Annotated in this window: 13 protein-coding genes; 10 read left to right on the top strand and 3 right to left on the bottom strand. The window is 73.8% G+C overall.

Annotation, left to right across the window (positions count from 1 at the left end; genetic code table 11):
* Positions 1-49 precede the first annotated feature (49 nt).
* Complete coding sequence (locus tag HEK131_RS29615; RefSeq protein WP_244451853.1) at positions 50-1,552, top strand: FAD-dependent oxidoreductase; 1,503 nt, start codon at positions 50-52, stop codon at positions 1,550-1,552.
* A gap of 6 nt (positions 1,553-1,558) precedes the next feature.
* On the opposite strand, the gene HEK131_RS29610 is transcribed toward HEK131_RS29615, so the two are convergent.
* On the bottom strand, positions 1,559-2,944 hold the full coding sequence (locus HEK131_RS29610) for an aspartate aminotransferase family protein (protein ID WP_244451852.1): 1,386 nt from the start codon (positions 2,942-2,944) through the stop codon (positions 1,559-1,561).
* Between the two features lie 211 nt (positions 2,945-3,155).
* On the opposite strand from HEK131_RS29610, the gene HEK131_RS29605 reads away from it, so the two are divergent.
* Positions 3,156-5,069 carry a serine/threonine-protein kinase gene (locus HEK131_RS29605; RefSeq protein WP_244451851.1) on the top strand — a complete coding sequence of 638 codons (1,914 nt, stop codon included), beginning with the start codon at positions 3,156-3,158 and terminating at the stop codon, positions 5,067-5,069.
* 14 nt (positions 5,070-5,083) lie between these two features.
* Here HEK131_RS29605 and HEK131_RS29600 read toward each other — a convergent pair whose 3' ends face one another.
* A complete protein-coding gene (locus tag HEK131_RS29600) occupies positions 5,084-5,884 on the bottom strand; it encodes an SLATT domain-containing protein (RefSeq protein ID WP_244451850.1) in 801 nt (266 codons plus the stop codon).
* A gap of 1,052 nt (positions 5,885-6,936) precedes the next feature.
* Between HEK131_RS29600 and HEK131_RS29595 the strand changes: the two genes are divergently transcribed.
* The 7 genes from HEK131_RS29595 to HEK131_RS29565 all read left to right on the top strand — a co-directional run bounded on the left by HEK131_RS29595 (position 6,937) and on the right by HEK131_RS29565 (position 13,480).
* Positions 6,937-7,278, top strand: coding sequence for a YbaB/EbfC family nucleoid-associated protein (locus HEK131_RS29595; RefSeq protein WP_217464997.1), 342 nt, complete (start codon positions 6,937-6,939; stop codon positions 7,276-7,278).
* A gap of 52 nt (positions 7,279-7,330) precedes the next feature.
* Entirely contained in the window at positions 7,331-7,930 is a 600-nt protein-coding gene (gene recR, locus HEK131_RS29590) for a recombination mediator RecR (RefSeq protein ID WP_161148711.1), read from the top strand.
* Positions 7,923-8,591: a DUF5063 domain-containing protein gene (locus HEK131_RS29585; protein ID WP_217464996.1), complete on the top strand. Its 669-nt coding sequence runs from the start codon at positions 7,923-7,925 to the stop codon at positions 8,589-8,591. The genes recR and HEK131_RS29585 overlap by 8 nt, the downstream gene beginning before the upstream one ends.
* Before the next feature lie 144 nt (positions 8,592-8,735).
* Entirely contained in the window at positions 8,736-10,013 is a 1,278-nt protein-coding gene (locus tag HEK131_RS29580) for an aspartate kinase (protein WP_161148706.1), read from the top strand.
* Positions 10,013-11,071: an aspartate-semialdehyde dehydrogenase gene (locus HEK131_RS29575; RefSeq protein WP_244451849.1), complete on the top strand. Its 1,059-nt coding sequence runs from the start codon at positions 10,013-10,015 to the stop codon at positions 11,069-11,071. Before HEK131_RS29580 ends, HEK131_RS29575 begins: the two co-directional genes overlap by 1 nt.
* A 325-nt stretch (positions 11,072-11,396) precedes the next feature.
* Positions 11,397-12,101, top strand: coding sequence for a SigE family RNA polymerase sigma factor (locus HEK131_RS29570; protein ID WP_374201510.1), 705 nt, complete (start codon positions 11,397-11,399; stop codon positions 12,099-12,101).
* Positions 12,098-13,480, top strand: a complete 1,383-nt coding sequence (locus tag HEK131_RS29565; protein ID WP_244451848.1) for a hypothetical protein — start codon at positions 12,098-12,100, stop codon at positions 13,478-13,480. Before HEK131_RS29570 ends, HEK131_RS29565 begins: the two co-directional genes overlap by 4 nt.
* A 4-nt stretch (positions 13,481-13,484) precedes the next feature.
* On the opposite strand, the gene HEK131_RS29560 is transcribed toward HEK131_RS29565, so the two are convergent.
* Complete coding sequence (locus HEK131_RS29560) at positions 13,485-14,288, bottom strand: SURF1 family protein (RefSeq protein WP_217464994.1); 804 nt, start codon at positions 14,286-14,288, stop codon at positions 13,485-13,487.
* 124 nt (positions 14,289-14,412) lie between these two features.
* Here HEK131_RS29560 and HEK131_RS29555 point away from each other — a divergent pair, with 124 nt between their 5' ends.
* Positions 14,413-16,221 (top strand): S9 family peptidase, encoded by a 1,809-nt coding sequence (locus tag HEK131_RS29555; RefSeq protein WP_244451847.1) that lies wholly within the window; start codon positions 14,413-14,415, stop codon positions 16,219-16,221.
* Position 16,222: the final 1 nt, after the last annotated feature.

The following is a 16,222-nucleotide window of genomic DNA, read 5'->3' as shown; positions in this document are numbered from 1 at the left end:
GGGACACTATAACTTGACACGAACGCTGTTCGTACATAGAACGCTGTTCGTGGACAGGGATCCGGATGTGGAAGTGACCGTGGTCGGCGCCGGGCCGGTGGGCCTGGTGCTCGCCGCCGAGCTGGCGCTCGCCGGGGTGTCGGTGCGGGTGCTGGAGCGGCGGGACGCGCCCGACCCGGCGATGAAGGCGCAGTCGGTCAACGTGCCGACGGCCGAGGCGCTGGACCGGCGCGGGCTGCTTCCCGCGGCCGAGGCGATCCAGCGCGAGACGCTGCGCCGGGTGGGCCCCTTCGGCGGCCCGTCCGCCGACGGCGTCCTCCGCTTCACCGGGCACTTCGCGGGCATGCCCCTCGACCCCGGCCTGGTCGACTGGTCCGACCCCGACCTGGCCGCGCACACCGCGGTGGAGGGGGCGCGGATGCTGCCCCAGCAGCGGTTGGAGGCGCTGCTCGCCGAGCACGCGGTCCGGCTCGGGGTCACCGTGCGGCGCGGGGTGGAGGTGACCGCGCTGGAGGACACCGGCGACGGTGTCCTCGTCGGCACCACGGCCGGCCCGCTGCGCACCGGCCGGCTGGTCGGCTGCGACGGCGGCCACAGCGCCGTACGCCGTCTCGCGGGCATCGCCTTCCCCGGCACCGCCCCGGAGATCACCGGCTACCAGGCGGTCGTGGACATCACTGACCCGGAGAAGCTGGCCGACGGCTGGTCGTGGTCGCCCCGAGGCGCCTACCGGTACGGCCCCCAGCCCGGCCGCGTCGCCACCGTCGAGTTCGACGGCGGCCCCGCCGACCGCTCGGCGCCGGTCACCCTCGACGACGTCCAGGCGAGCCTGCGCCGCGTCTCCGGCACGGACGTCACGCTGACCGCCCTGCGTGCCGCCCCGACCCGCTGGACCGACAACACCCGCCAGGCCGCGGCCTACCGCGCCGGCCGGGTCTTCCTCGCGGGCGACGCCGCCCACGTCCACCCGCCCTTCGGCGGCCAAGGGCTCAACCTGGGCGTCGGCGACGCGATGAACCTGGGCTGGAAGCTGGCGGCGGTGGTGCGCGGCCGTGCGCCGGAGGCCCTGCTCGACACCTACGAGACGGAGCGACGCCCGGCGGGCGCGTGGGTCCTCGACTGGACCCGCGCCCAGACGGGCCTCCTGCGCGGCGACCCGAAGTCGGCGGCGCTACGGGAGGTGATGGCGGGCCTGCTGGGGACGCGGGACGGGACGACGTACGCGGTGAAGGCGGTCTCCGGGGTGACCCAGCGGGTGGACCTGCCCGGAGACCACCCGCTGACCGGGCGGTACGTCCCTGACCTGCGTCTGAGCGACGGCTCCCGCCTGGCGGACCACGCGCACGACGGCGGGTTCCTGCTGCTGGACCGCACCCCCGAGGGGGCGTTCGCCGCGCGGGCGGCCGGCCGGGTGCGCGTGGTCAGGGACGACGGCACCGGGGTCACGGGGCTGCTGGTCCGGCCGGACGGGGTGGTGGCGTGGGCCTCCGACACCACCGACCCCGCCGGCCTGGAAGCGTCCCTCGGCCGGTGGGCCGGGGAAGGGCGCTGACCTGCCTCAGGCCGACGTCGTGTGCTCGTCCGCCACGGTCAGCGCGGCGTCCAGCGCGGCCAGGCCCTCCTTCAGCTCGGGCTCGGTGATGTTGCAGGGCGGGACCACGTGGGTGCGGTTCATGTTCACGAAGGGCCACAGGCCGTGCTTCTTCGCCGCCGCGGCGAAGGCCGCCATGGGGGCGTTGGCCTCCCCGGCGGCGTTGTAGGGGACCAGGGGCTCACGGGTCTCGCGGTCCTTGACGAGTTCCAGCGCCCAGAACATGCCCGTACCGCGCACCTCGCCCACGCTCGGGTGGCGCTCGGCCAGCGCGGCGAGCGAGGGGCCGAGCACGGTCTCGCCCAGGCGCTTGGCGTTCTCCACGATGCCCTCGCGGGCCATGACGCCGATCGTGGCGACGGCGGCCGCGCAGGCCAGCGGGTGCCCGGAGTACGTCAGGCCGCCGGGGTAGGGGCGCTTGGCGAACGTCTCCGCGATCGCCCCGGAGATGGCCACGCCGCCGAGGGGGACGTAACCCGAGTTCACGCCCTTGGCGAAGGTCATCAGGTCCGGGACCACCCCCGACAGGTCCGCCGCGAACCACTCGCCGGTCCGGCCGAACCCGGCCATCACCTCGTCCAGGACGAACACGATGCCGTGGCGGTCGCAGATCTCGCGGACCCCGGCGAGGTAACCCGGCGGCGGCACCATGATCCCGGCCGTGCCGGGGATCGTCTCCAGGACGACCGCCGCGATCGTGCCGGGCCCCTCGAAGCGGATCGTCGTCTCCAGGTGCTCCAGCGCCCGCTCGCACTCCTGCTCCTCCGTCTCCGCGTAGAAGCGGGAGCGGTACAGGAACGGCGCCCAGAAGTGCACCACGCCCGCGCTGCCGTTGTCGGAGGGCCAACGGCGCGGGTCGCCGGTGAGGTTGATCGCCTGCTGGGTGCCGCCGTGGTACGAGCGGTACGCCGACAGCACCTTGGGGCGGCCGGTGTGCAGCCGGGCCATCCGGGTCGCGTGCTCCACCGCGTCCGCGCCCGCGTTGGTGAAGAAGATCTTGTCCAGGTCGCCCGGCGTGCGCTCCGCGATCAGCCGCGCGGCCTCCGACCGCGCCTCCACCGCGAACGCCGGCGCGAACGTCGTCATCCGCCCCGCCTGCTCCTGGATCGCGGCGACGACCTCGGGGTGCTGGTAGCCGATGTTCGTGAACACCAGCCCGCTGGTGAAGTCCAGGTACCGCTTGCCGTCGTAGTCCCAGAAGTACGAGCCCTCCGCGCCCGCGACGGCCAGCGGGTCGATCAGGTCCTGCGCGGACCAGGAGTGGAACACGTGCGCCCGGTCGGCGGCCTTCACGGCGGCGCCGGTCTCGGGGTCGGGGGTGGGGGTCTGCTCCGGGTTCGGCTGAGGCGTCATGCCGGTGAGGGTAGGGGGTGGGGGCGGGCCCGCGACATCGGCGGTCTGTTGCGGGCGGGGGCGCGATGCGCGACAGGTTGTCGTGAGTGGGGGAGCCCGCGGCGGGGTGCGAGGTGTTACGGAACTGTGGGCGAGGAGGTGGGGGCTTGCCCCGTATGCCCGCACTATCCTCGGTCCGGGGGAGCGCGCTTCGGGGGAAGGCGGTTGCGGCATGCGGGAGTTGGAGCCGGGGGACCCCCGGCGGATCGGGGAGTACCGGCTGCTCGGGCGGCTCGGCTCGGGGGACATGGGGCACGTCTACCTGGCGCGGTCGGACCGGGGACGTGCCGTCGCCCTGAGGGTCGTACGGCCGCGTCTCGCCGAGCAGCGGGAGTTCCGGGCGCGGTTGCGCCGCGAGGTCGCCGCGGCCCGGCGGGTCGGCGGGGTGTGGACGGCGCCCGTGCTGGACGCCGACACCGAGGCGGAGCTGCCGTGGCTGGCCACCGGGTACGTCGCCGGGCCGAGCCTCGCGGACGTGGTCTCGCGGTACGGGGCGCTGCCCGAGCGGTCGGTGTGGGTGCTGGCGGGTGGGCTGGTGCGTGCGCTGCGGGACATCCACGCGGCGGGGATCGTCCACCGGGACCTCAAGCCGTCCAACGTGCTCATCACCATCGACGGGCCCCGGGTCATCGACTTCGGGATCGCGCGTACGGGGGCGCCTGGGAGCTCGCCGGAGTTCATGGCGCCGGAGCAGGTGCGCAGGGAGGCGGTCACGCCGGCGGGCGACGTGTTCTGCCTGGGGGCCGTGCTGGCGTACGCGGCGAGCGGGCGGCTGCCGTTCGGGGGTGCGGAGCGGGGGGCGCACGCGCTGATGTTCCGCATCGCGCAGGAGGCCCCGGATCTCACGGGGGTGCCGGAGGGGGTGGGGCCGGTGGTCCGGGCCTGCCTGCGCAAGGCGCCGTCCGCCCGGCCGTCCGTGGACGCGCTGCTGGAACGGGTCTCCCGGTACGGGGGTGCCGAGCCGTGGCTGCCCGGGGGGCTGGTGGCCCAGCTCGGGCGGCATGCGGTGGGTGTGCGGGGGGCGCCTGGCGCGGGGGCGGGCACCCGGCCTCCGGCCGGGTCTGAGTTCCCACCCGCACCGCCCGTGCGGCATTCGTCGTCGGGTGCGGGTGGCCCCGGTGGGGTGGATTCGCCGTCGGCGGGTGCGGGATCGGGGGCGGGCACCCGGCCTCCGGCCGGGTCCGGGTTCCCACCCGCACCGCCCGTGCGGGTTTCGTCGTCGGGTGCGGGTGGCCCCGGTGGGGTGGATTCGCCGTCGGCGGGTGCGGGATCGGGGGCGGGCACCCGGCCTCCGGCCGGGTCCGGGTGCCCACCCGCACCGCCCGTGCGGGTTTCGTCGTCGGGTGCGGGTGGCCCCGGTGGGGCGGGCTCGCCGTCGGCGGGTGCGGGATCGAGGGCGGGGGACGGGCCGTCGGCCGAATACGGGCCGGGTGCGGGGGACGGGACGTCGGCCGAATACGGGCCGGGTGCGGCGCCAGCGGGGTGTGGGGAGCATGCGGCCGTGGGGGATGGCGGGCTCTGGCCTGCGGTTTCCGCCGAGGGCGGGCCCTTCGGGCATCCGCAGCCGTATGCGCGGGTGTCCCCGGAGGGGGATGTGCGGGACCGGAGGTCGACGTGGTTGCTCGTCCTGGTCGCGCTGGTGGTCGTCCTGGGGGCCGGGGGGACCGTCCACACGCTGATGCGGGGTGGCGGGGTGTCGGACACGGCGACCGTCGTGCCCTCGTCGGGCGACGGCGCGGGGGACGTCCCGGCGGGGTACCTCGGTGACTGGGAAGCCCGTACCGACCGCGCGGACGGGTCCGGGACGCGGCGGCTCACCCTGACGCAGGGGCGGGTCGGGGAGCGCGTGCTCGCCCTGGTCGCGGACGGGGCCGACTACCACTGCGCCTTCGCCGCTGACCTGGCCCGAAAGCCGGGCGCGGACGGGACGTTAAGGCTTACCGCCGCCACGGTCACCTCCGGCGCTCCCCTCTCCTCCTGCGCTCCGGGCGCCCCCACGGTCCTCACCCTCCTCCCGGACGGCCGCCTGGAGCGAGCCGAGTCCGCCGGGTCGGAATCCCTGACCTACACCCGGCGCCCCGGCTAGAGGAGGCCCGGCCGCTACCGGGGGTCCGGGGGTCTTTGGCGGGGCATGTTGGGGCGGGTGCCCGGGGGTGGGGACAGGTACCGGGACACGGGGGTGGCGGGCTCCGGGCGGGCGGGCCGGGCGGGCGGGGGCGAGGACACCGGGGGTCGGCCCTTGCGGAACTCCTGCATCCAGTCCGCCGTCTCCGTACGGACCAGCTCCGTCATGTCCTCCGAGAAGCGGCGCAGAATGCCCAGGCACCGCTCCGCCGCCTCCCCCGCGGTTCCCTCGGCGGGACCCAGCACCTCACGCGCGCTCTCCGACGCCCAGTCGAACTGCAGCGCCTGCAGGCGCCGTTGGACGGCCTGGGCCGTACCCATGTCCCGCATCCACCCCGAGGTCAGCCCGAAGCAGCGGTCCGCACCGGCGCACGCCGCTCCCAGCAGCAGCGCCAGGTAACCCCACGGCGCGCAGCCCGACACCGCGCCGGTCGCGTCCAGCAGGGGCAACGACGCCCCTACGACCACCCCCGCCGCCGTACCGCCCCGCAGGGCCCGTGCCGCCCGGCGACGCCACACCCGGTCCGCGAGGTACCAGTCGGCCGTACGCAGCGCCCCTCGCTCCACCCACCGGTACAACTCGTCCAGCCGCTCCGCGGGCTCCCCCCAGTCCCCGAGCGGCAGGGCCCGCCCCACCAGATCCCCCGCGAGCGGCCCGCCCACGTCCCGCTCGCCGCGCCGGGGTCTGCTCACCACCTGATCGTCCTGCTGCCCGTCCCGGTCGTCCGGCTCTGGACCGTCCCAGTCCCGGTCGTCGTCCAGCCGTGGTCCATCCATGTCCCGGTCGTCCCGCCCTGGTCCGTCCTTGCCCAAGTCATCCCCCCGCACTCCGCCCCGCCCGGGGCCGTCCCGCCGTGGTCCACCTCGGCCGGGGCCGTCCCGCTGGGGCCCGCCCACATCCAGGTTGCCTCGCCGTGGTCCTGCTCGGCCGGGGTCGTCCTGCTGGGGTTCGCCCACATCCAGGTCGCCTCGCTGTGGTCCTGCTCGGCCGGGGTCGTCCTGCTGGGGTCCGCCCACATCCAGGCCGTCCCGCCGTGGTCCGTCCCGGCCCAGGTCGTCGTGCCGGGAGCCGTCCGAGCCGCTCGTCCGGCTTTCGTCCGCACCCCGGTTCCCCGATGGCACCCCGTCCGTACCGAGCCCGCCCGGCCACACCCCGCCCCCACCTGAGCCGCCCGGCCGCGCCTCGCCGGTGCTCCGGTCCCCCTGCCGGGAGCCCTCCGCACAGGAACCGCCCTGCCAAGGGCCACCCCCGCTGGGACAGCCCGGCCGAGCCTCGTCCGTACTCCAGCCGGCCTGTCGTGAGCCGTTCGTACCCGGACCGCCAGGCTCAGTCTCGTCCGTACCCCGGCCGCGCGGCCCAGACCTGCCCACATCCCGGCCGCCCGGCCCAGACCCGCCCGCACTCGTATCGCCCGCATCCCAGCCGCCCGGCCGCGCCCTGCCCGCACCCCGATCGCCCGCCCCGGCCCCATCCGCATCCGATCCGCCCCGCCGAGCCCCGTCCGCCCCGGCCCGTTCCGCCCCCGGCTCGCCCGGAGGGGCGGGCTGCTTCTTCGGCTGACCCACCCGGCACTCCCTACTGAACGTGAACACCGACCGCGTACGGGAGCCTGAGCCCGTGGCGGTGCGAAGCATCCTTCCTACCGCTAGACGGGTGGCGGGGAGCCGGGTTCGGGGGGCATGACGCCCGTAAGGGGGGCGTGATCAGGTAGGGGGCCGGGGCCGATCTCACCCGAAAGAGTGGTAGGGCGAGGGCCGCCCGGACCACGTAGGCTCGTGCCGAGCAGAGAACCAGTACAGAAGCGGCGCGCGAGAGACAGGAGACCCCCGTGATTCCCGGTGGCGGCCAGCCCGACATGCAGCAGTTGCTCCAGCAGGCCCAGAAGATGCAGCAGGACCTCCAGCGGGCCCAGGAGGAGCTGGCGAACACCGAGGTCGACGGCCAGGCGGGCGGCGGCCTGGTGCGGGCGACCGTGACCGGCTCCGGCGACCTGCGCGCGCTGAAGATCGACCCGAAGGCGGTGGACCCGGAGGACACCGAGACCCTCGCGGACCTCGTCGTCGCGGCCGTCCAGGCGGCCAACGAGAACGCGCAGGCACTCCAGCAGCAGAAGCTCGGCCCGCTGGCCGAGGGACTCGGCGGCGGCGGCATCCCCGGTCTGCCTTTCTGAGGCCGGGGCAACTACCGTACGTATCGCAAGGTCTTGAAGGAAAGGCAGTCCGTTGTACGAAGGCGTGGTCCAGGACCTCATCGACGAGCTGGGGCGGCTCCCCGGCGTCGGTCCCAAGAGCGCGCAGCGGATCGCCTTCCACGTCCTCCAGGCCGAGCCGACGGACGTCAAGCGGCTCGCCCAGGCCCTGCTGGAGGTCAAGGCCAAGGTCCGCTTCTGCGCGGCCTGCGGCAACGTCGCGCAGGAGGAGCTGTGCAACATCTGCCGCGACCCGCGCCGCGACCTCTCGGTCATCTGCGTGGTCGAGGAGCCCAAGGACGTCGTGGCCATCGAGCGCACCCGTGAGTTCCGGGGCCGCTACCACGTCCTGGGCGGCGCCATCAGCCCCATCGAGGGCGTCGGCCCGGACGACCTGCGGATCAGGGAACTCCTGGCCCGCCTCGCCGACGGCACCGTCACGGAGCTGATCCTCGCCACCGACCCCAATCTCGAAGGCGAGGCCACGGCGACGTACCTCGCCCGCATGATCAAGCCCATGGGTCTGAAGGTCACCCGCCTGGCCAGCGGCCTCCCGGTCGGCGGGGACCTGGAATACGCGGACGAGGTCACCCTCGGCCGCGCCTTCGAGGGGAGACGACTCCTAGATGTCTGACGCCACGCTGCACGCCACCGCGCAGAACCCGGACGACTTCGCGGTCCAGATCGCCGACCAGGTCGAGAGCTTCCTGGTCGCCGTCACCGAGGTCGCCAAGGGGGACGAGCCCGGTTCCACCGTGCCCTTCCTGCTGCTGGAGGTCTCCCAGTTGCTGCTGGCCGGCGGCCGCCTGGGCGCGCACGAGGACTTCGTCCCCGACGAGCGCTACGAGCCCGACCCCGGCCCCGAGCCGGACGCGGACGGCCTGCGCGAGAACCTGGCCCGCCTGCTGGACCCGGTCGACGTCTACTCCGAGGTCTTCGACCCGTACGCGCCCCGCACCGCCCCCGTGGCGGCCCGGATCTCCGACGACCTCGCGGACGTCATCACCGACCTGCGCCACGGCATGGTCCACTACCGCGCGGGCCGCACCGCCGAGGCCATGTGGTGGTGGCAGTTCTCCTACTTCTCCAACTGGGGCCCCACCGCCTCCGCCGTGCTGCGCGCCCTGCAGTCCGTCCTGATCCACGTCCGCCTGAACCAGCCCCTGGAGGAGCTGGACGGCCTCGACACCGACCAGGACCTGGGCGACGAGGCGCTGGAGGTGGAGGCCGGACGCGTCATGGCCGAGGAGATCGGCACGCCCCTCGGTATCCGCCAGGTGCACCAGGGCCTGTGACGCGGGGCACTTTCCGCGTGGTCCGCGTACCGCTGGGCAGGTTCGGGACCGGGCGTACGACGTCTCACCATGCGGGAGCGCGATGGTGGATTTCGGACGCTCGATAGACTGAGCCGACACAAACGAACCGAGCGAGGAGCGCACGTGGGCCTTGTCGTGCAGAAGTACGGAGGCTCCTCCGTAGCCGATGCCGAGGGCATCAAGCGCGTCGCCAAGCGGATCGTGGAAGCCAAGAAGAACGGCAACCAGGTGGTTGTCGTGGTCTCCGCGATGGGCGACACGACGGACGAGCTGATCGATCTCGCCGAGCAGGTGTCTCCGATGCCTGCCGGACGTGAATTCGACATGCTGCTGACCGCCGGAGAGCGTATCTCCATGGCCCTGCTGGCGATGGCGATCAAAAAGCTGGGTCACGAGGCCCAGTCGTTCACGGGCAGCCAGGCAGGTGTCATCACCGACTCGGTCCACAACAAAGCCCGCATCATCGACGTCACGCCCGGCCGCATCCGCACCGCGCTGGACGAGGGCAACATCGCCATCGTCGCCGGTTTCCAGGGTGTGAGCCAGGACAAGAAGGACATCACCACGCTGGGCCGCGGCGGCTCCGACACCACGGCCGTGGCGCTCGCCGCCGCGCTCGACGCCGAGGTCTGCGAGATCTACACCGACGTGGACGGCGTGTTCACCGCCGACCCGCGCGTGGTGAAGAAGGCCCGGAAGATCGACTGGATCTCCTTCGAGGACATGCTGGAGCTGGCCGCGTCCGGCTCCAAGGTGCTGCTCCACCGCTGCGTGGAGTACGCCCGCCGGTACAACATCCCGATCCACGTCCGCTCCTCCTTCAGCGGGCTGCGCGGCACGTGGGTCAGCAGCGAGCCGATCGAGCAAGGGGAACAGCAGGTGGAGCAGGCCATCATCTCCGGTGTCGCACACGACACCTCCGAGGCCAAGATCACCGTCGTCGGCGTGCCGGACAAGCCGGGCGAGGCCGCGGCCATCTTCCGGACCATCGCCGACGCCGAGATCAACCTCGACATGGTCGTGCAGAACGTGTCGGCCGCCTCCACGGGCCTGACCGACATCTCCTTCACCCTGCCGAAGACCGAGGGCCGCAAGGCCATCGACGCCCTGGAGCGCAACCGCCCCGGCATCGGCTTCGACTCCCTGCGCTACGACGACCAGATCGGCAAGATCTCCCTGGTCGGCGCCGGGATGAAGACCAACCCCGGCGTCACGGCCGCCTTCTTCGAGGCGCTCAGCGACGCGGGCGTGAACATCGAGCTGATCTCGACCTCCGAGATCCGCATCTCGGTCGTCACCCGCGCCGACGAGGTCCCCGAGGCCGTCCGCGCCGTGCACACCGCCTTCGGGCTCGACTCCGACACCGACGAGGCCGTCGTCTACGGGGGCACGGGCCGCTGATGTCACGCACCGGTCGCCCGACACTGGCGGTCGTGGGGGCGACCGGAGCCGTAGGAGCGGTGATGCTCCAGATCCTGTCCCAACGGGCGGACGTCTGGGGCGAGATCCGTCTCATCGCCTCCCCGCGCTCGGCCGGCCGCAAGCTGGCCGTGCGCGGCGAGGAGGTCGAGGTCGTCGCCCTCACCGAGGACGTCTTCGACGGCGTCGACGTCGCCATGTTCGACGTGCCCGACGAGGTCGCCGCCCAGTGGGCGCCCGTGGCCGCCGCGCGCGGCGCGGTCGTGGTCGACAACTCCGGCGCCTTCCGGATGGACTCCGAGGTGCCGCTCGTCGTCCCGGAGGTCAACCCGCACATGGCCAGGATGCGGCCGCGCGGGATCGTCTCCAACCCCAACTGCACGACCCTGTCGATGATCGTCGCGCTCGGCGCGCTGCACGCCGAGTTCGGGCTGCGCGAGCTGGTCGTCTCCTCGTACCAGGCGGTCAGCGGGGCCGGGCGGGCCGGGATCGAGACGCTGCGCGCCCAGTTGTCCCTCGTCGCGGGCACCGATCTGGGCAGCGCGCCCGGCGACGTACGCCGCGCGGTCGGCGAGCTGACCGGGCCCTTCCCCGAGCCGGTCGCGCTCAACGTCGTGCCCTGGGCCGGGTCGCTGCGCGAGGACGGCTGGTCCTCGGAGGAGATGAAGGTCCGCGACGAGACCCGCAAGATCCTCGGGCTGCCCGCCCTGCCGGTCGCCGTGACCTGCGTACGGGTCCCGGTCGTCACCACCCACTCGCTGACGGTCCACGCCCGCTTCCAGGGCGAGGTCACCGTGGACGGCGCCCGCGAGATCCTCGCCACCGCCCCCGGCGTCGTCCTCTGCGACGACCCGGCCGCCGGGGAGTACCCCACCCCTGCCGATGTCGTGGGCACCGATCCCACCTGGGTGGGCCGGGTGCGGCGGGCGCTGGACGACCCGACCGCGCTCGAACTCTTCGTCTGCGGCGACAACCTGCGCAAGGGCGCCGCGCTCAACACCGCGCAGATCGCCGAACTGGTGGCCATCGAAATGATGTGAGAATCCTGTGATGTTCATGGGATTCTTGTCGCAGATGTGGCCGGAGCCATGGTCGGTGCCACTTGTCCCCGGCCTTCCTCACGACAGAGGATTTCCCTCCCCGCTCTCCGCAACCGCGTGAGTGCGGGGAGCGTCTTTGCCCTCACCCTGGTGCGGCGGGACGTGGATTCCGGGCGCGGGGCGTCGCGGCGGGGCGTGGTGACACCCTTTCAACTAGGCGTAGGGGAAGAGCGGGGCGCATGGCGGCATTTGAGGAACTGTCGGTCGTCGTGATTGTGACGCCCGGCACGTACAACCCTGCGGGGGGTACGTGTGTCCAACTGGCGTGGCAGAGGTACTCGAATTCGCACCGGCTCTCTTCGAGCCGGGCATATCCCCAGCAGCCCGCGGCGCGGCGGCGCTCCGGTCGCCCCGTGCGGCACTCCGTCCGCGTGTGCCCGGCGGCATGCCGGTGATCGCGCCGATGCCCGCAGCGCGTCCCACCCGCATACCCGGCCAGCGCGACGGCGCCGACGACACCGCGGGTGACGCGGCCGCCGGCACGACCGTCGACCATCTCACCGAGACCTACCGGGCGCACTACCGCTCCCTGCTCGGTCTCGCCGCCCTGCTCCTGGACGACACCGCTTCCTGCGAGGATGTCGTGCAGGAGGCGTTCATCCGCGTTCACTCGGCGCGCAAGCGCGTCCGGGAGCCGGAGAAGACCCTGGCTTATCTGCGCCAGACGGTCGTCAACCTCTCCCGGTCCGCGCTGCGCCGCCGCATCCTGGGCCTGAAGCTGCTCTCCAAGCCGATGCCGGACATGGCGAGCGCGGAGGAGGGGGCGTACGACCAACTGGAGCGGGACTCCCTCATCAAGGCGATGAAGGGGCTCCAGCGCCGCCAGCGCGAGGTGCTGGTGCTGCGCTACTTCGCGGACATGACGGAGGCCCAGGTCGCCGAGACGCTCGGCATATCGCTCGGCTCGGTGAAGGCGTACGGCTCACGGGGCATCGCCGCGCTGCGCGTGTCCATGGGAGCCAAGACATGAGCGAGCACGCCGAGCCCGCCGAGTCCGCCGAGCACGCCGAGTCCGCCACGGGGGCCGACCGACACGACAAGCCGACGCACGCTGGGAACGAAACTGTGAACGACGGCCCCCACGGGGAGGAATCCGCCCCTCTCGACGGTGAGCGGAGAGCTCAGGACGCGTCCGGCGAGGCCCCGGCGGCCCCGGCCGCTCCGGAGACGGAGCCCGAGGCTCCCGAGGAGCCTCGCGGGAGTTCCGGCCCGGACCGGACGCGCGAACTCGATCTCGACGGGTTCGAGCGGATGCTCGGGCTGGCCACCGGACCGGCGAGCGGACCGGCGGGCGGACGGCGCGGGATCGAGACCGACGGGCTGGACGACGGGCTCGGGTCGGACGAGCAGGCGCTGCGGCGGCTGCTGCACTCCGCCGTGGAGGACGTGGAGCCCCGTACCGGCTCGCTGGAGCATCTGCGGCGGGCCGTTCCCGCGCGGCGGGCCCGTAAGCGGCACGCGGCGGTCGGGATGGCGGCGGCCGCCCTGCTGCTCGGCACGGCGATCCCCGCCCTCGTGCACGTCTCCGACTCGGGCGGCACCGACCCCAACACCGCCATGGCGGGCCAGTCCGAGCTGACGCAGGGCACCGAGGGCCGGGGCAGGACCTCCGACGGTGCCACCGGCGACACCCGCGGCTCCACGGGCGACAAGCAGGGCGAGGGCAAGGACAGCGACAAGAAGGACAAGCCCGGTAAGAAGGGCGGCGACAAGGCGGGGTCCGCCGGTGCCGCCGACCCCTCGGCGAGCCTCGCCGCGGGGTCGCCCGTGTGCAGCCCGGCCCAGTTGGGCGTCACGGGCAGCGCGAACGGTCCCGACTCGGGGGGCGTGGTCTACGGCACCTTCCGCGTCTCCAACGTCTCCGGCACCCCCTGCACGGTCTCCGGTACCGGGCAGATCGGCGCCATGGCCCTCGGCGCGGCCGACCAGGCCAAGCTGGGCGTCACCGCGCACGTGTCCGGCGACGGTGCGAGCGGGCTGCCCGACCCGTCGCTGACGGTGTCCTCGCTGGTGCTCCAGCCGGGCGCGGCGTACGCGGAGCAGTTCGCCTTCGTGCCCTCCGAGACCTGCCCGGTGACGGGCGGCGGTACCACCACCACCGGCGGCGGTTCGGCCACCGGCGGCGCCCCCTCGCCCGACCCCACGCCCAGCCAGGACCCGGGCACGACCGGCACCACGGACACCGGCGGCACGGTCGGCGCCGCCCCGCAGTTGCTCACGGTCGACGGTCCGGCGGACGGCAGTGTGCAGGTCACGTACAGCACGGCGTCCGGCGCCGGGTCTTCGGCGGTCGTGTCGAACGCCTGCGCGGGGACGGTGTACTACTCCGGGATGCAGTCCGCCGGATAGTTCCTCAGACGGTGCTCGGGGTGCCGGCGTCCTCCGGGGCGCCGGCACCGTCCGTCACGAGGCCCAGCTCGGCGTCGCTCGCCGCCTCGGCCTCGCGGCGCAGCAGCCGGAACCACATGAAGACCACGAAGCCGGCGAAGACGAACCACTCGCCGGTGTAGCCGAGGTTCTGGAACGCCTTCAGGTCGAGACCGGTCCCGGCGGGCGCGGTCGCGGGCACCGCCTTCATCCCGGCGTCGCCCCGGTCGAGCGTGACCCAGGCTTCGTACAGCTTGTCCGGCACCAGGTTCACCAGGGAGGCCGGGCTGATGGCGTTGGTCTGCCCGGCGGGCAGGCCGCCGGTCGCGGGGACGCCGTTGCTGCCCGGTGCCTCGGGGGCCTGGAGCGCCCCGGTGACGGTGACCTTCCCGGCCGGGGGCGCGGGAGCCTTCGCCGCGTCGGCCGTACCTGGCAGCCAGCCCCGGACCACGGGGAGGGACTCGCCGGTGGACGTGCGCAGCAGGGTCAGGACGTAGAAGCCGGACTTCCCGTCCAGCTCACGGGCGGGCACCAGCAACTGCCTGCCGTACTCGCCGCTCACCTCGACCCGCCGCCCCGACGTGGCCTTGTCGACGGGCAGCATCCGCGCGAGCGGTACCGCCTCCTCGTGCCGGGAGGCCGCCGCCTGTTCGGTGGCGGTGCGATGGTCCTGCACCCGCCCCTCGAACCGGCTGAGCTGCCACGACCCCATGAACACGCAGAACGGGATGGCGAGCAGCACGAAGACGTTGATGCCCCACCAGCGGGGTGTCAGCAGAAACCGGTACACACCCCAACGGTACGGCTCCCCCGCCGCCGCCCCCACGCGACCCCCGGCGCTCCGGCCGGGCCGAAACACATCGCCCAGCTCAGAGGTGTGCCGCAAGGGGAGCGGGCGGGAGATCCTAGGGGGCATGGACAACGCTGACGAAGCTGTGGAGATGCCCGACTGGGAGAAGCGGTTCCGCGCGCCGCGGGTCTCGCTGCCCGACTGGGCCGAGGACGCGCCCGACCGCTCGCTGTTCGTGTCGAACGCGACCGGCACCTACGAGCTGTACGCCTGGGACCGCGCGAGCGGTGCGCAGCGCCAGGCGACGGACCGGCCGAACGGCACGACGGACGGCGTGCTCTCGCCGGACGGCGCGTGGATCTGGTGGTTCGACGACAAGGACGGGGACGAGTTCGGGGTCTGGCGCCGCCAGCCCTTCGGGGGCGGCCCCGACGAGACGGCCGTACCGGGTCTCGACGCCTCCTACCCGGCCGGGCTGGCGCTGGGCCGGGACGGGCGGACGGCGGTCGTCGGCCGGTCGACGGACGAGGACGGTACGACGATCCACCTCGCGCGGGCGGGCGAGGCGCCGGTGGAGATCTACCGGCACCGCGAGTCCGCCGGCGTCGGCGACCTCTCGCACGACGGCTCGCTGATCGCCGTCGAGCACACCGAGCACGGCGACGCCATGCACAGCGCCCTGCGCGTGCTGCGCCCGGACGGCACGGCCGTCGCCGACCTCGACGACACCCGGGGCGGCACCGAGGAGCTGGGCCTGGAGGTGCTGGGCTTCGCCCCCGTCGACGGCGACACCCGCCTCCTCATCGGCCACCAGCGCCGGGGCCGCTGGGAGCCGCTGGTGTGGGACGTGGCGAGCGGCGCGGAGACGGACCTCCCGCTGGACCTGCCCGGCGACGTGGCCGCCGAGTGGTACCCGGACGGCACCGCCCTGCTGATCGCGCACGGTTTCGAGGCCCGCAGCGAGCTGTTCCGCTACGACCTCGCCACCCGCGAGCTGGACCGCATCCCCACCCCGCCCGGCACCGTCTCCGGGGCGACCGCCCGCCCGGACGGCAGCGTGGAGTTCCTGTGGTCCTCGGCCGCCGAGCCGCCGGTGGTCCGCTCCACCAGCGGCCGGGTCGTGCTGGACCCGCCCGGCATGAAGTCCCCGCCGTCGGTGGCGGTGGAGGACGTGTGGGTGGACGGCCCCGGCGGCCGCATCCACGCCCTCGTCCAGAAGCCCGCCGGGGCCACCGGCCCCCTCCCCACCGTGTTCGACCTGCACGGCGGCCCGACCTGGCACGACAGCGACTCCTTCGCCGCGGGCCCGGCGGCCTGGGTGGACGAGGGGTACGCCGTCGTCCGCGTCAACTACCGGGGCTCCACCGGGTACGGGCGCGCCTGGACGGACGCGCTGAAGCACCGGGTCGGCCTGATCGAGCTGGAGGACGTGGCCGCGGTGCGCGAGTGGGCCGTCTCCTCCGGCCTCGCCGACCCCGAGCGCCTCGTCCTCACCGGCGGCTCCTGGGGCGGCTACCTCACCCTCCTCGGCATCGGCACCCAGCCGGAGGCGTGGACGGTGGGCATCGCGGTGGTGCCGGTGGCGGACTACGTCACCGCGTACCACGACGAGATGGAGGCGCTGAAGGCCATGGACCGCACCCTCCTCGGCGGCACCCCCGAGGAGGTCCCGGAGCGCTTCGCCGCGTCCTCGCCGCTGACCTACGTGGACCAGGTCAAGGCCCCCGTCTACATCTCGGCCGGCGTCAACGACCCCCGCTGCCCGATCCGCCAGATCGACAACTACGTGGACCGCCTCCGCGACCGGGGCGCGCCCCACGAGGTCTACCGCTACGACGCGGGCCACGGCTCGCTGGTGGTGGACGAACGCATCAAGCAGGTCCGGCTGGAGATGGACTTCGCCCGGCGGCACCTCGGGGGCTCGGAGAAGTAGG

It is taken from the genome of Streptomyces seoulensis (assembly GCF_022846655.1).
In the GTDB taxonomy this organism is placed as follows: domain Bacteria; phylum Actinomycetota; class Actinomycetes; order Streptomycetales; family Streptomycetaceae; genus Streptomyces.
This window is presented reverse-complemented; position numbering and strand designations above follow the sequence as displayed.

Bases quoted from the DNA above. Each gene is read 5' to 3' on its own strand.
- HEK131_RS29600 (WP_244451850.1), bottom strand. From the start codon at position 5,884: ATGGATGGACCACGGCTGGACGACGACCGGGACTGGGACGGTCCAGAG.
- HEK131_RS29565 (WP_244451848.1), top strand. From the start codon at position 12,098: ATGAGCGAGCACGCCGAGCCCGCCGAGTCCGCCGAGCACGCCGAGTCC.
- HEK131_RS29555 (WP_244451847.1), top strand. From the start codon at position 14,413: ATGGACAACGCTGACGAAGCTGTGGAGATGCCCGACTGGGAGAAGCGG.
- HEK131_RS29610 (WP_244451852.1), bottom strand. From the start codon at position 2,944: ATGACGCCTCAGCCGAACCCGGAGCAGACCCCCACCCCCGACCCCGAG.
- HEK131_RS29575 (WP_244451849.1), top strand. From the start codon at position 10,013: ATGTCACGCACCGGTCGCCCGACACTGGCGGTCGTGGGGGCGACCGGA.
- HEK131_RS29605 (WP_244451851.1), top strand. From the start codon at position 3,156: ATGCGGGAGTTGGAGCCGGGGGACCCCCGGCGGATCGGGGAGTACCGG.
- HEK131_RS29585 (WP_217464996.1), top strand. From the start codon at position 7,923: ATGTCTGACGCCACGCTGCACGCCACCGCGCAGAACCCGGACGACTTC.